Here is a 13,415-nt window from a genome sequence, read left to right as displayed (position 1 = left end):
CCCTCCGGCCACGCAAGACGGGGGGACCTGACCCGCTCCGGGCCACGCAGGAGGGAAGAGCCTCCTACCCTCGCTCCCCCACCCGCCCGAACACCGGCGCGAGCACGAGCTGTGCCGCGCCCTCCGCGACGGGCCGGTCGCCGCCGTCCGCGACCGTGACGGTCACCTGGGCGCCGCCCGCGCCCCGGGCGGCCCGCTCGGCGATCACGGCGCGGACGCCCCGTACGTACGCGTCCTCGTCGGCCGCCACCGTCCGCCCGCCCAGCACGACCCGGTCGATGTCGAGGAGCCCGACCAGGTTCGCCGCGCCCGCGCCCAGGACCCGGGCCGCCTCCGCCCGGTCGCCGCGGGCCTCGGCGGCCAGGCAGAGGGCCTCGATGCAGCCGCGTCCGCCGCACTCGCACAGGGGCCCGTCGAGCTGGAGGGTCTGGTGGCCGAACTCGCCCGCCCCCGTCCGCGCGCCCCGGTGCACCTCGCCGCCCAGGACGAGCCCGGCGCCGAGCCCCGTACCGAGGTGGAGGTAGGCGAAGTCACCGCACGGCTCGCTCAAGGAGACGGTCAGGGCGGCGGCGTTGGTGTCCTTGTCGACGGTGACCGGCAGCCCGGTCCGCCCGGCCAGCGCGTCGCGGAGCGGGAAGCCGTCCCACTGCGGGAAGCCGGTGACCCGGTGGAGTACGCCGTCCCGGTGGTCGAGCGGCCCCGGCACGGCGACGCCCACCCCCAGCACCGGCTTGTGCGGCTCGGCCGCGCGCAGGTCGCGTACGGCGTCCGACGCCGCGCCGAGCACCCGCTCCGCCGGGGCCCCGAAGTCGAGCGGTGCCGTGGTCACCGCGACCGAACGGCCGGCCAGGTCGACCAGGACGGCGGTGAGCCCGTCCCGGTCCAGATGGAGGCCGACGGCGAACTGGGCGTCGGGGACGAGCCGGAGCACCGTACGCGGCTTGCCACCCGTGGAGGGCCGCAGCCCCGCGCCCACGGCCAGCCCCTCCGCCCGCAGCCGGGCGGTGATCTTGCTGACGGCCTGCGGGGTGAGGCCCGTGCGCTCGGCCAGCTCCAGCCGGCTGATGCCCTCCGTCCCGGCCTCCCGCAGCAGGTCCAGGACCAGCGCCGCGTTGTGGTGGCGCACGGCGGGCAGGCCCACTCCGGCCTGGGCCTTCGTCAGGCTCCCGTTCACGGTTCGCTCCTCTTCACCACACCATTGTGCCGGTCGCTTGCACTTTGGCAACAGCGTTGCTTAAGTGGAACGCATGGTTGCCAACGTCCCGTTCCCGGGCGCCCCTCTCCGCGACACCCGCCCCGGTGGCACTCCCCTCCGCGTCGCCCTCGTCGGCTACGGCCTGGCCGGTTCCGTCTTCCACGCCCCGCTGATCGCCGCGACCGACGGCCTGGCCCTCGACACCGTCGTGACGGCGAACGAGGAGCGCCGGGCCGAGGCCCGCGCCGCGTGTCCGGACCTCCGGTTCGCCGCCTCGCCGGACGAGCTGTGGGAGCGCGCGGACGAGCTGGACCTGATCGTGATCGCCTCCCCGAACAAGACGCACGTCTCCCTCGCGACGGCCGCGCTCAAGGCGGGCCTGCCGGTGGTCGTGGACAAGCCGATCGCCGGGACCGCCGCCGAGGCGCGCGAGCTGGCGGCCCTGGCCGAGGAGCGCGGCCTGCTGCTCTCGGTCTTCCAGAACCGCCGCTGGGACAACGACTTCCGTACCCTCGCCGCGCTGATCGCGGACGGTGAGCTGGGCGAGGTGCAGCGCTTCGAGTCCCGCTTCGAGCGCTGGCGCCCGCAGCTGAAGGGCGGCTGGCGCGAGTCGGGCGACCCGGAGGAGATCGGCGGACTGCTGTACGACCTGGGCAGCCATGTCGTCGACCAGGCGCTGGTCCTGTTCGGCCCGGCGGCCTCGGTGTACGCGGAGTCCGACGTACGCCGTCCCGGCGCGGCGGCGGACGACGACACGTTCATCGCGATCACGCACGCCAACGGGGTCCGCTCGCATCTGTACGTCAGCGCCACCACGGCCCAGCTCGGCCCGCGCTTTCGCGTGCTCGGCTCCACGGCGGGCTATGTGAAGTACGGCCTGGACCCCCAGGAGGCGGCCCTGCGCGAGGGCAAGCGCCCCGGGGCGACCGGTGGTGAGCCGTGGGGCGAGGAGGTGGAGACGCTGTGGGGCCGCATCGGTTCCGGCGAGTCCCCGCTGACCGGAGGCGGCACCCCGGTCCGTACGCTGCCCGGCGCCTACCCCGCGTACTACGCCGCCGTCACCGCCGCCCTGCGTGGCACCGGCGAGAACCCGGTCACCGCGCTCCAGGCGGCCGCCGCCCTGGACGTACTGGAAGCCGCACGCCGCTCGGCCCACGAGGGCGTCACCGTGACCCTGCCCGGACACCTCCCCCACGAGGAGCAGCCCGCCCCATGACCACCACCTCCCCCACGATCTCCGAGCTGATCGCCCAGGAGCGCCGACTCACCCTCCCGCACTCCTCCTACGACGACGCGTTCGCGCTGGGCAGCCTGCTGGTGGGGCTGGCCCGGGAGCGGCACGCCCCGGTGGCGATCGACATCCGGCGCGGGGCGCAGCAACTGTTCCACGCGGCGCTGCCCGGCTCCAGCGCGGACAACGACGCCTGGATCGACCGCAAGCGGAAGGTGGTCGAGCGGTACGGCGAGAGCTCGTATCTGGTCGGCACCCGGTTCCGGGCGAAGGGCACGACGTTCGAGGAGTCGTCCCGCCTGGACCCGGACACGTACGCGGCGCACGGCGGTTCGTTCCCGATCGCGGTGGAGGGGGCGGGCGTGATCGGCACGGTCACCGTCTCGGGGCTGCCGCAGGCGGAGGACCACGCGATGGTGGTGGAGGCGCTGGAGCAGTTCGCGTCGACGCTGGGCACCGGCTGAAGGGCGTACGTACGGGGCCGGGGGCGTGGCACAGCACGCCCCCGGCCCACGTGCACTCCGGCCTACGCCCCCTTGAGCTCCTGCCGCTGCCGGCCGAGCCCCTCCACCTCCAGCTCCACCACGTCCCCCGCCTTCAGATACGGCTTGGGCTCGGGCTGCCCCATGGCGACCCCGGCGGGCGTACCGGTGTTGATGACGTCGCCCGGATACAGCGTCATGAAGTGGCTGAGATAGCGCACGACTTCACCCACCGGGAAGATCTGGTCGGCGGTGGTGCCGTCCTGCTTCAGCTCGCCGTTGACCCAGAGGCGCAGCGGGAGGGCCTGCGGGTCCTCCACCTCGTCGGCGGTGACGAGCCAGGGACCGAGCGGGTTGAAGGTCTCGCAGTTCTTGCCCTTGTCCCAGGTGCCGCCGCGCTCGATCTGGAACTCGCGCTCCGAGACGTCGTGGGCGGTGGCGTACCCGGCGACATGGGCGAGGCCCTCCTCGGCGGAGCCCAGGTAGCGGGCGGTGCGGCCGATGACGACGGCGAGTTCGACCTCCCAGTCCGTCTTGCGGCTGCCGCGCGGTACGAGCACGGTGTCCTCGGGCCCGACGACGGTGTCGGGGGCCTTGAAGAAGAGGATCGGCTCCGCCGGGATGGCCGCCCCGGTCTCGGCGGCGTGGTCGTGGTAGTTCAGCCCGATGCACACGATCTTGCCGATGCGCCCGAGCGGCGGCCCGATGCGCAGCCCCGCCGGATCGAGGGCGGGCAGCACGGCGGGGGTGTCGGCGGCTGTCCGTACCCGGGCTAGGGCGGAGGCGTCGGCGAGCAGATCGCCGTCGATGTCGGGGACGATCCCCGACAGATCACGCAGAGTCCCGTCGCGGTCGAGAAGCGCGGGGCGCTCGGCGCCCGCCGTACCGACTCGAAGCAGCTTCAACGGTCCAACTCCTCTTGTTCGAGGTGGGGCCCTCCGGCGGGTTGCGGCCGGCGAAGGGCTTGTCTGATCCTCCAAGAGCCGGGATCACTCCGCAAGACCCCGTTCACACACTGGACCGGCGCACCGGGCGACGGAATTACGCCGCGGTGGCCATGGCGCCACCGGAGGCGGCCGTGTCCCGGTCCCGGTACACGTCCCGGTAGAGCCAGGCCCGTTCGACGGCGCTCCAGGCGGTGGTGGTGACGACGTACAGGGCGGCGGCGAGCGGGACGACGGCGACGGTGATCAGGGTGGCGAACGAGAGCAGCGGCATCATCTTCACCATCGCGCCCATGCCCGGCAGGGGCTGCCCGTCCGGGCCGGTGGCGGGGTTCATGGGGTTGGCGGCCATCTGCCGCCTGGTGAGCCGGTAGCTGAAGGTGGCGACGGCGAGGACGAGCGCGAAGAGCCCCAGGTACACCAGACCGTTCCCCCCGAAGGCCCCGTCGGCCGCGAGAGCGTCGTGCCAGCGCCCGCCGAGCGGGGCGCCGAGGATGTCGTGGCTGAGGAGCGCGTTGGGCTCGCCGCCGATGGAGCCGCTGGAGAACAGGTGGTAGAGGAGGAAGAAGGCGGGCATCTGGAGCAGGCTCGGCAGGCAGCCGGACAGGGGCGAGACCTTCTCGGCGGCGTGGAGTTCCATGATCGCCTTCTGCATCCGCTCGGGGTTCTTCCCGTGTTTCTTGCGCAGCTCCGCGATCTGCGGCTGGAGCCGGGTCCGGGCCTTCTGCCCGCGCGCGGCGGCCCGGGAGAGGGGGTGGACGGCGAGGCGTACGAGGGCGGTGAAGAGGACGATCGCGGCGGCGGTGGAGGCGCCGTGGAACAGCGGCTGGAGCAGTTCCGCGAGGGAGCCGACCAGGTTGGCGAAAGCGGACATGAAGGCGGACATGGGTGAGCCCTCCGGGGGTCTCGTCGTGCCGGAAGAGATACGCAGCGCGCGGGACGCACGGGTGCACGCGGTGCGTGCGACGCACGGGATAGGGGCGTGCGGTGCACGGGATACGTGCGTGACGTGCGTGTGGCGCGTGCGGCGCTTGGTGCGCGGCAGGACGACCGGCGCGGAAGGGCGCTCCGGGGCGGTATGCGGCGGTACGGGAAGTGCGGGAGGAACGCCCTAAACGACGACGGCGGCCGTCGGAAGGCCGTACCCGGGGGCTCGCGGCCTGGTGCGCCCGCGGGCGTCGGGGTCGCGTTGGGGCAGGAAGGCGGTGCGCTTCTCGCGGTCCCTGATCGCCGTACGGACCCGGGTGCGGGGCACCGGGGGCGCGCAGCGGGCGCTGATGACGGAGCAGGCGAGGAGCGCGGAGCCGGCCGCGGCGGTGGCGGCGAGCGCGACGGCGGCGGAGAGGCCACCGCCCTCGGCGAGGACGACCTGGGCGACGAGGAGAACGAGAAGGCCGACGGGCCGGAGGACCCGGGCGAAGGCGCCGCGCAGGGACTCGACATCACGCATGGATGGCTCCTCCCGCACTCGTCACTCGTACAACGTCCTTGAATTCGTTATACACGATGATCGCCCCGGCCCGGGATGGACGCCGGTCGGCTACCGGGGGCGCATGGCGGTGAGCTTCCCCCAGACGACGAGCCGGTAGCGGGAGCTGAACTCGGGGGTGCAGGTGGTGAGGGTGAGGTAGTACCCGGGCTCGCTGTACCCGGCGGAGGTGGTGATGTTGGAGCGCGGCACGGGCGCGATGACCCCGCTGTCGGAGGGCGCGGTCCGGGCCAGGCTCTGGTCGACGGTGTACGTGTAGACGGCGTCCCGGGTCTCGACGGTGATCCGGTCACCGCGCCGCAGCCGGTCGATGCGCCGGAAGGGCTCGCCGTGGGTGTTGCGGTGCCCGGCGAGCGCGAAGTTCCCGGCCTGCCCGGCCTGGGCGGTGCGGGTGTAGTGCCCGACGTACCCGCGGTCGAGGACGCCGCCTTTGCCGGTGCCTTCGGCGACGGGGGCGGTGAGGCCGATGCGGGGGATGCGGAGGACGGCGTAGGCCTGGTCCCAGCGGGGGGAGGGGGGTTCGCCACGGGGAGCGGCGGAAGAAGAAGGACCGGATCCGGATCCAGGTCCGGGTATGGGTATGGGTATGGGCCCGGGTACAGCTCCAGCTCCGGGTTCGGGTCCGGGCGAGAACGGGGCCGCGGGTGCCCTCCACTCCCTCTCCAGCGCCTGGACGGTCCGCCCGGCGTCGTCGCGGGCGAGCCGGTTGGTCCACCACAGCTGGTGGGCGACGAGGAGGAGCAGGACGACGCCGAGGCTGACGACCACCTCGGCGAACCCCCAGAGCGCACGGACGAGAAGTCGCCGCCGCACAGCACCGCCTCCCTCCCACTCCCGCACGTCGGGCACGACAGGGGCGCCCCTCCCTATCCCGCTCCCACACGGCGGGCAAGATAGCCCCGCCCCCCGGAACTCTCCATACGTATCAACCGATTCCACTCACTCCTTCTCTCCCGGCCGCTCTCCGTTTCCTCCCGACTTCTCTCCTGTCGTCGCTTCCGTCGCCGCTTCCGGTCATGGTTGCGGCCTCTTCTCCCGGGGGCCGGGCTCCGGCAGTACCGTGTGATCCATGCGCCCCGACACGCCTGCTGACCACACCACCGAAGCCGAGCGCCTGCTGCGCACCGCGGCGCAGTATCCGGAGGACCGGGAGCCCCTGGTCCTGCGGGCCGCGGCCCATCTGGAACTGGCCGGTGACCGCGCCCGCGCGAGCACGCTCTACGACGATCTGCTGGCCGCCCCCGAGTCCGCCGTCGAGAACCCGCACCTGATCAAGGCCCTGAAGGCCGCCAACCTCTGGGAGTACGGGCACGAGGCCGAGGCCCGGGCGATCATCGAGGGCATCCGCGCCGCGGGCCCGCCGGACGCGGCGCCGTGGCAGGTCGCCGCCGAGACCCTGGAGGCGCACGACGAGCTGGAGTCGGCGCACGACTTCTTCTCGACCGCGCTGACCCTGCTGCTGGCCCCCGGCGAGGAGGTCCCGTACGCCACGCAGTCCCTGCTCACGGGCCGCCACCGGGTACGCCGCCTCCTCGCCCTCCCCCACGACGCCTGGGACGAACTGGCCGGCGCACTGAACACGGCCCCGGTCCCCCTGGACGAGCTCCACGACCCGAAGCGCCTGTGGTCGCTGGGCTCCTCGGACCCGGCGGAGCTGAAGGCGGAGATCACCCGCCTGCGCGCGGAACTGGGCACGTACCGCACGGCGCTCTCCCGCCCGTTCCCGGTGGCGGTGCTGCACTGGCCGAAGGAGGAGCTCCGCGAACTCCTCACCGCCTACCCCGACTTGACCGAGGAGTACGTGGACCACGCGACGCACCTGTCCCGCCTGGAGGCCTCCCTGCGCGACCTCCACGCTGCGGGCACCCCCAACCTGGGCATCGTCACGGGCACGGTCCCCTCGTACGAGGCCTTCGCCGCCTCCGAAGCCACCTCCCCCACCACCACCGCCCTCCTCCCCCAATACGCCACCACCCTCGCCGCCCGAGGCCGCGCCACCCCGTGGCCCCCGCCCCGCACAGCAGCCTGCTGGTGCGGCTCCGGAGAGGCCTACGGGGTGTGCCACGGGGGCGGGTGAGAGCTGAGGCCGGCAGTCCGGGGCCCGGTTTTCCGGGCCCCGGACTGTGCACGACAATCTCGCCTAGCTCTGCCTATCGGGCCTCCATGCCCCGGGACGAGACGTACTCACCACCTGGGAACTGCAAGCGCGTTTCCGGAGTCTGATCAGACGCATACCCTCACACCACCATTTCCTACGAAAGCATGCCAGCATGACTCTTTTCGACCCGCCCGGCCCGGTATCTGGCGTCTGTGATGACCCAGAACTGATGGTGGTGCGGAAGCATTTGATGAGTCTCGATCCTCACGGGACCCGTTTCGCCAGAGTACTCCGGGACACGATCGACCAACTCCTCAATGGCGAGGTCACCGGACGCTACGACTGGTCAACCCTCTTGAAAACCGAAAAAACCCACGCCGGCACGCTTGTTGAAATCAACCTTCAGCGTGAGTTTGATTTCGCAGATGGCGTCGACACGGACTACCGAATCGAGGGAATCGACGTCGACTGCAAGTACTCACAGAACTTCGGATCATGGATGATCCCTCCTGAGGCCGAGGATCATCTATGCCTGCTCGTCTGGGCCGATGACTACCAGAGTCGGTGGAGCGCGGGCCTGCTGCGCATCAAGCGTGAGTGGCTCAATGGCGGAACCAACCGCGACATGAAGTTCACGGTCAAGGCGGAGCATCGCAACAAAATCACCTGGCTCTGGAAGGATGCCGATCTTCCAGAAAACGTGCTGCTCCACCTGCCTGAGGCAACACGGGCAAAAATTCTGATCCCAGGTAAAAACAAAGGCCAGGCTCGCGTTCGTGAACTATTCCGTCTAGTGCACGGCAAACCTATCGGCCGGGGCGTGGTGCGCACCGCCGCCCAGCAGGTCGATTACATGGCGCGTGTGCGTGAAGGAAGCAAAGGGCGCGCTCGCCCAGCGCTGCGTCCTCACGGGATCATCATTCTGGGCGACTACCAGTCCCACCAGGCCGTAGCCAGAGACCTAGGAGGTCCGGTACCAGCCGAGGGAGAGTTCGTCGCACACCGCATCGTGCGGGCACGCCCGGAACACAGCGGCCTCCCACAAGCCGAGATTGACGGAGAGTTCTGGGTTGTCGCGCAGCCTGGTGACCCAGAGGAAGCCGCTCCACAGCTGCCCGAAGCCCAGGAAGGCAGCGCGAAAGCCGCTCAGCGGCGCCGACTCTCCCTTGAAGGCCACGATGCCGTTCTACCCTTGCCGCCGCAGGAGCAGTTGAGGGCACCTCAGTAGAAAGCCCTGATTCTTCATGACGGGACTGCTGCAGACAATTACCGCACCCAACGCAGACTTCAAGAAGTGCACGGGCGAGGCAGATGCACGTTGGTATGATAGCGAAGAGGTCGACCCATGCGAGCACCGCCCGCTTGGCCTTGATTCCGAAATAATCTTCCGCCATCACCAGGACCACTGGGATTACTGCAAAATGACGAGCAACGGCGCCTGGGAACCCCCTGACGACTCATGGGCTTCGTCTGCCGCTCGACGCCGGAACATGCAGGCGATCCGGAGCCGCGACACTAAGCCAGAAATGCTAGTACGCAGGCTCCTGCACGCCCAAGGGCTCCGATACAGGGTTGCGGCCAAGCCGCTGCCTGGACTTCGCCGGACGGCAGACATTGTCTTCCGCCCAGCGAAATTGGCTGTCTTTATTGACGGCTGTTACTGGCACGGCTGTCCAGTGCATTACGTCTCACCGAAAACCAACTCCGGCTACTGGTCGGAGAAGGTCCTTCGAAACATCAGCCGTGACAGGGACACCGACCATCACCTCCAGGCCGCTGGCTGGACAGTGCTGCGGTTCTGGGAACATGAGTCAGCCGACGACTGCGCGCTCACGATCGCCGCTACGGTCAGCCGTCTTCGGAACAGCCGGAGCTGAAAGTTCAGTCAGCCTGAACAGAAGCTCACTGTCCCTTGCAGCTGCCCTGGAACGCGGTTTGCGTACCGCGGCGACGACACCAGCTTCCTTCCCTGCCTTCAGCGCTGCGATGATCTGCTCGCCTACAGCCTGCGCAACTGGCGGCGGGAAAGCATTTCCCACCTGCCGGTAGGCGGCAGTTTTCCTGCCTTTGAACTTCCAGGTAGGAGGGAACCCCTGGATGATGGCCGCCTGCTCGACGGTTAGCTTTGGCCCTGCTGCAGCAAAGAGGTCGCGCTCGTGGCTCCCCTGCCTCTTCATCTCTTCAGAGTCATTGGCAACTCCGAGGCCGCAGACGCCAAGTGCCTCCCATGCCTTTTTGGCCCGGGTGGGGCCGAGGTCAGCCCCTCCATGCTTCTTGGAGCCACCAACAAGTGTGGGGGCGACGCCCTTGGACGCCTTTCTCCGCCATTTCTTCAGAGTCTCCTCGGCTCGCGGATCGTCGACCTCCGCGAATCGCCTCGCCATCGTCGCCTCCAGAGCGTCCCTTACCGTACGCACGGGAAGCTTCTCCGGCTGGGTCTGAGCAAAGAAGGGCAGGTACTCCGACTTCAGTGCTACCAGGATGGCGCGGGGCCGAAGCTGAGGAACGCCGTAGTTCTTGGCCTCCAGAACCTCCCAGTAGCACTTTTCATAGCCCATGGATTCCAGGCGTTCCAGGAGTTCCTCGCGGTAGCCCTGGAACTTCTCCCTCGGCTCCAGAAGCCCACGGACGTTCTCGATCATCACGGCTTTGGGCTCAAGCTCATCCACGAGATCGAGCATGTTCGGGAACAGGTCACGCTCGTCGTCCCGCCCCAGCTGCTTGCCGGCAACCGAGAACGGCGGGCAGGGCACGCCTCCCGCCAGGAGGTCCAGGTCACCCGGCTCCAGTCCGAGTTCCAGTCGCAGGTCCTTCGGAGCGAGCTTCGTCAGATCGGCCTGCTTGACCAGGCATCCGCCCCAGGCCTCGTTGCCCTCCACGTTGGCCCGCAGCGTTTCCACTGCGTGGGGGTCGATCTCGATGAGCGCCAAGTGCTTGAACAGTGCCTCGTGGAGCCCTAGCGCCTGCCCGCCCGCCCCGGCGCAGATCTCGACCGAGGTGAACGTCCTCTCAGTGCTGGTCATGCACCCTCCTTCCTAACGTGCCCGACTGACACCGGTTCCAGCCAGCCATCACAGAGGGTGACAAACCCCACTGACAAAGCGATCGCCTTCAAGTGTGCGTCACACATCAGAACACTCCGACCGCCCCACACGTGACAGCGAACACTCATACGATATGGCCCATGCCGCGAAGTCCCGCATGGACCCATGACGAGTTGCTGCTTGCCTGCGCTCTGGTGGTCGAGAATGCCTGGAACGAACTCCGCGAGGGCGACCCCCGCGTGGTGGAGCTGTCTGACCTGCTCCGGTCCCTGCCCATCCACGAGGGAGCCGCACGGTCCATCCCGAAGTTCCGGTCCATCGGAAGCGTCAGCCGCAAGACCTCCGACCTGGCGTCCAACCATCCCTCCTACGCAGGCACGCCTACCAAGGGAGGCCGTCTGGACAGAGAGGTGATCAGTGCCTTCATCGCGCGGCCGACTGAGATGCTTCTCGCGGCGACTGCGCTGCGCCAGGGAATCAGCACTGGGGAGCTTTACACCATTCCTCAGGATCCGGACGAGCTGGACGATGAAGGAAATTCGGCGGTCGAAGGCCGCCTCCTTGCCCGCTGGGCGCTGTACAGGGAACGCAACAGAGCGCTTCGGGCCCGCAAGATCGCCCGGGCCGAGAAGCTTGGGCAGCCCCTGCAGTGCGAGGTATGCGATTTTGACTTCGGCAGCATCTACGGAGATCTCGGCAGAGGCTACATCGAGGTACACCATCGACTCCCCCTCCATGTGACCGGGCTCAGCGAGACCAGGCTGGACGACTTGGCCTTCCTGTGTGCCAACTGCCACCGGATGTGCCACAAGAGCCGCGCTGGCCAATCGTGGCGCACGCCAGACGCATTGCGCGCAGAGATCGCCCCTTCTTCCTCGTAAGGATCCTCCGCTCCAGAGAGCCACTAGACGAACCGGGGTGCTCCGCCAGACTGCAAACCCGTTCCGGCCCGCGACCCCAACTACGCATCCACGTTGGCCACTTGGCCCTTCGTCACGACCTGCCATGACGAAGCGGCAGCCGTCCACATCGATCACCACTCTCGCCACTCACTCGGCCGCCTTTCTCGGCCCCCCAAGAGAAGACTGACAGTGAAACTCTCATTTTGGAACTCTCACTATCAGGCTTCGGGAGCATGCCGCTCAGTGCGCGCCCCCAGCGCACGCCACCTTGCTCCCCGACGATCTCGCCGTGCACCCTCTGAAGGATCAACGTAAGGAATCACCGTCATGCCCGTCGGACCCACCACCCGCAGACGCCAGCTCGGAGCGGATTTGCGCCGTCTCCGCGAGCGCAAGGGCCTCACCCTGGAGGAGGCAGGCGCGCTGGTTGGAATCTCCAAGGCGACCCTGAGCCGCTACGAGCGGAAGGAGGGCACGGTCAAGTGGCCTGTGGTGGACGCTCTCTGCCGCGAGTACGGGGCCTCGGACGCGGAACGCTCAGCACTCGTCGAACTGGCCAAGGGGGCGCGGATCCAGGGCTGGTGGCGTTCGCTCGCAGATCCGGTTCCTGAATCGATGAACCTCATGCTGACGCTGGAGGACGAGGCCGTCAGCGAGGACCACTATGCCTGCATGTATGTGCCGGGCCTCCTGCAGACCCGCGCCTACGCCGAGGCGGTGCACCGCGCCTCGGATGTGCGGTGCACCGAACAAGAGATCGGCCACATGGTGGACATCCGGATGAAGCGCCAGGAACTCCTGGAGCGAGCGCAGCCACCGCGCCTCTGGGCCGTGATCGACGAGGCTGTCGTACGACGGGCCGTCGGTGGCCGCCACGTCATGCGCGACCAGCTGAGCCATCTCCTCGAGCAGGCGGAGCGGCCGCACATCACCGTGCAGGTGCTCCCGTTCTCAGCTGGCGCACATGCGGCCGCGGTCGGAAGCTTCGTCATCCTCGGCGGGCCGACCCCTGGGCTCGACGTGGTCTACGTGGACATCATCGGTGGCGGACTCTTCATGGAGAAGCCGATGGAAATCGCACGCTATAAGTTGGCGTTCGAGTACCTGCATGGGCAGGCCCTGGACACCGAGCGGTCTGCCGCGCTCCTGGAAAAAGTGAGCAGGGAGCTTTAATGGATCACGGCGTTGGCCATTGGTTCAAGTCCTCGTTCAGCGGAGGCAGTGGCACAGAGTGCGTGGAAATCACCAAGCTGCCTATGGCTGTTGGGGTACGTGACTCAACGAGGCGCCACGGTCCGCACATATCCGTCAGTCATGCAGCCTGGTCTGATTTCGTCGCAAGCTTCGGGGAGCAGCACTAACTGCAGACTCCTTGGTCTGCGAAAGCAGCTCCGGCCCTTTTCGTAGCCACCGTGCGGTGCAGAACCGCCGGCACGGGGAGATGGCGCCAGACCTAACCAGCCAGACTCCGATGCCGAAGACCAAGCGCCTGGGCGTTCCGAGGACGTCAGTATCGGTCGATCTTTTCCCCCTCCGGGACCTGGTAGCAGGCGGATACCACGTTGACGAGCAGAGTGGGTTCGTTGCTGTCCCCGCCGCTGTTCTTCTCCCAGAATTCGACCTTGACGGCGAACTTCCTCTCGACGTGATCCGCAGTCAGCTCCAAGGACTTGGCCTTCGAGCTGTTCGGTCCGTAATCGACAATCTTCCAGCCATGTTTGGGGAGATCTTTCTTCAGGCGGCTCATGGCCTCCTGAAGTTCGGCGTCCGAGGAGCCGGTCAAGCTCCAAGGATGCCTCATGAGGAACATTTTCCCTCTCTCCCCTCCATCACATGTACTTACCCCCGGGCCCGACTTGGACATCACTCCCTTGACAGCGATGATGTCGAGAATCTGGCTGGAAATCTGCTTCGTTTCGGCGTCGACGTCGTCGACGCTTCGCGTTCCCACCGGTTTCGGAACGCTGGTTCCTGCCTGGTCATTCATACTGCATCCTGTAAGTGCGGTGAATACTACGACGCCCAGAAGA

15 protein-coding genes are annotated in these 13,415 nt (G+C 68.4%); 8 read left to right on the top strand and 7 right to left on the bottom strand.

The genetic code is table 11. The annotated features are described in order from the left end of the window. Positions 1 to 64 precede the first annotated feature (64 nt). Entirely contained in the window at positions 65 to 1,174 is a 1,110-nt protein-coding gene (locus DJ476_RS22535; RefSeq protein WP_112491387.1) for an ROK family transcriptional regulator, read from the bottom strand. A 73-nt stretch (positions 1,175 to 1,247) separates the two neighbouring features. On the opposite strand from DJ476_RS22535, the gene DJ476_RS22530 reads away from it, so the two are divergent. Then, the gene (locus DJ476_RS22530) at positions 1,248 to 2,411 is read left to right on the top strand and encodes a Gfo/Idh/MocA family oxidoreductase (RefSeq protein ID WP_112491386.1); all 1,164 of its coding nucleotides are present in this window, start codon (positions 1,248 to 1,250) and stop codon (positions 2,409 to 2,411) included. Then, positions 2,408 to 2,890 (top strand): heme-degrading domain-containing protein, encoded by a 483-nt coding sequence (locus tag DJ476_RS22525; protein ID WP_112491385.1) that lies wholly within the window; start codon positions 2,408 to 2,410, stop codon positions 2,888 to 2,890. The genes DJ476_RS22530 and DJ476_RS22525 overlap by 4 nt, the downstream gene beginning before the upstream one ends. Before the next feature lie 62 nt (positions 2,891 to 2,952). On the opposite strand, the gene DJ476_RS22520 is transcribed toward DJ476_RS22525, so the two are convergent. The 4 genes from DJ476_RS22520 to DJ476_RS22505 form a co-directional block, all read right to left on the bottom strand. Further along, positions 2,953 to 3,813, bottom strand: a complete 861-nt coding sequence (locus tag DJ476_RS22520) for a fumarylacetoacetate hydrolase family protein (protein WP_019765459.1) — start codon at positions 3,811 to 3,813, stop codon at positions 2,953 to 2,955. 136 nt (positions 3,814 to 3,949) lie between these two features. Continuing rightward, positions 3,950 to 4,738 carry a YidC/Oxa1 family membrane protein insertase gene (locus DJ476_RS22515; RefSeq protein ID WP_112491384.1) on the bottom strand — a complete coding sequence of 263 codons (789 nt, stop codon included), beginning with the start codon at positions 4,736 to 4,738 and terminating at the stop codon, positions 3,950 to 3,952. Positions 4,739 to 4,963: 225 nt separating this feature from the next. Beyond that, on the bottom strand, positions 4,964 to 5,302 hold the full coding sequence (locus DJ476_RS22510; protein WP_103418207.1) for a DUF6412 domain-containing protein: 339 nt from the start codon (positions 5,300 to 5,302) through the stop codon (positions 4,964 to 4,966). A 90-nt stretch (positions 5,303 to 5,392) separates the two neighbouring features. Then, positions 5,393 to 6,154 (bottom strand): class E sortase, encoded by a 762-nt coding sequence (locus DJ476_RS22505; protein WP_112491383.1) that lies wholly within the window; start codon positions 6,152 to 6,154, stop codon positions 5,393 to 5,395. A gap of 256 nt (positions 6,155 to 6,410) precedes the next feature. Here DJ476_RS22505 and DJ476_RS22500 point away from each other — a divergent pair, with 256 nt between their 5' ends. The 3 genes from DJ476_RS22500 to DJ476_RS22490 all read left to right on the top strand — a co-directional run bounded on the left by DJ476_RS22500 (position 6,411) and on the right by DJ476_RS22490 (position 9,316). After that, complete coding sequence (locus DJ476_RS22500; RefSeq protein WP_112491382.1) at positions 6,411 to 7,418, top strand: SEC-C metal-binding domain-containing protein; 1,008 nt, start codon at positions 6,411 to 6,413, stop codon at positions 7,416 to 7,418. 193 nt (positions 7,419 to 7,611) lie between these two features. After that, a complete protein-coding gene (locus DJ476_RS22495; protein ID WP_112491381.1) occupies positions 7,612 to 8,667 on the top strand; it encodes a NaeI family type II restriction endonuclease in 1,056 nt (351 codons plus the stop codon). Positions 8,668 to 8,860: 193 nt separating this feature from the next. Beyond that, complete coding sequence (locus DJ476_RS22490; protein ID WP_103418203.1) at positions 8,861 to 9,316, top strand: very short patch repair endonuclease; 456 nt, start codon at positions 8,861 to 8,863, stop codon at positions 9,314 to 9,316. On the opposite strand, the gene DJ476_RS22485 is transcribed toward DJ476_RS22490, so the two are convergent. Beyond that, positions 9,251 to 10,462, bottom strand: a complete 1,212-nt coding sequence (locus DJ476_RS22485; RefSeq protein WP_103418202.1) for a DNA cytosine methyltransferase — start codon at positions 10,460 to 10,462, stop codon at positions 9,251 to 9,253. The genes DJ476_RS22490 and DJ476_RS22485 overlap by 66 nt on opposite strands. Positions 10,463 to 10,623: 161 nt before the next feature. Here DJ476_RS22485 and DJ476_RS22480 point away from each other — a divergent pair, with 161 nt between their 5' ends. From DJ476_RS22480 to DJ476_RS22470, 3 genes are all read left to right on the top strand, one after another. Next, positions 10,624 to 11,364, top strand: coding sequence for an HNH endonuclease (locus DJ476_RS22480; RefSeq protein WP_103418201.1), 741 nt, complete (start codon positions 10,624 to 10,626; stop codon positions 11,362 to 11,364). 348 nt (positions 11,365 to 11,712) lie between these two features. Continuing rightward, entirely contained in the window at positions 11,713 to 12,558 is an 846-nt protein-coding gene (locus DJ476_RS22475) for a helix-turn-helix domain-containing protein (RefSeq protein ID WP_103418200.1), read from the top strand. Further along, positions 12,558 to 12,746: a DUF397 domain-containing protein gene (locus DJ476_RS22470; RefSeq protein ID WP_103418199.1), complete on the top strand. Its 189-nt coding sequence runs from the start codon at positions 12,558 to 12,560 to the stop codon at positions 12,744 to 12,746. The genes DJ476_RS22475 and DJ476_RS22470 overlap by 1 nt, the downstream gene beginning before the upstream one ends. A 146-nt stretch (positions 12,747 to 12,892) precedes the next feature. On the opposite strand, the gene DJ476_RS22465 is transcribed toward DJ476_RS22470, so the two are convergent. After that, the gene (locus tag DJ476_RS22465; protein WP_162638768.1) at positions 12,893 to 13,372 is read right to left on the bottom strand and encodes a hypothetical protein; all 480 of its coding nucleotides are present in this window, start codon (positions 13,370 to 13,372) and stop codon (positions 12,893 to 12,895) included. Between the last annotated feature and the right edge of the window lie 43 nt (positions 13,373 to 13,415).

This window comes from Streptomyces bacillaris (assembly GCF_003268675.1).
GTDB classification, from domain to species: Bacteria; Actinomycetota; Actinomycetes; order Streptomycetales; family Streptomycetaceae; genus Streptomyces; species Streptomyces bacillaris.
The sequence above is the reverse complement of the archived record's forward strand: the minus strand, read 5'-3'. Positions and strand labels throughout refer to the sequence as shown.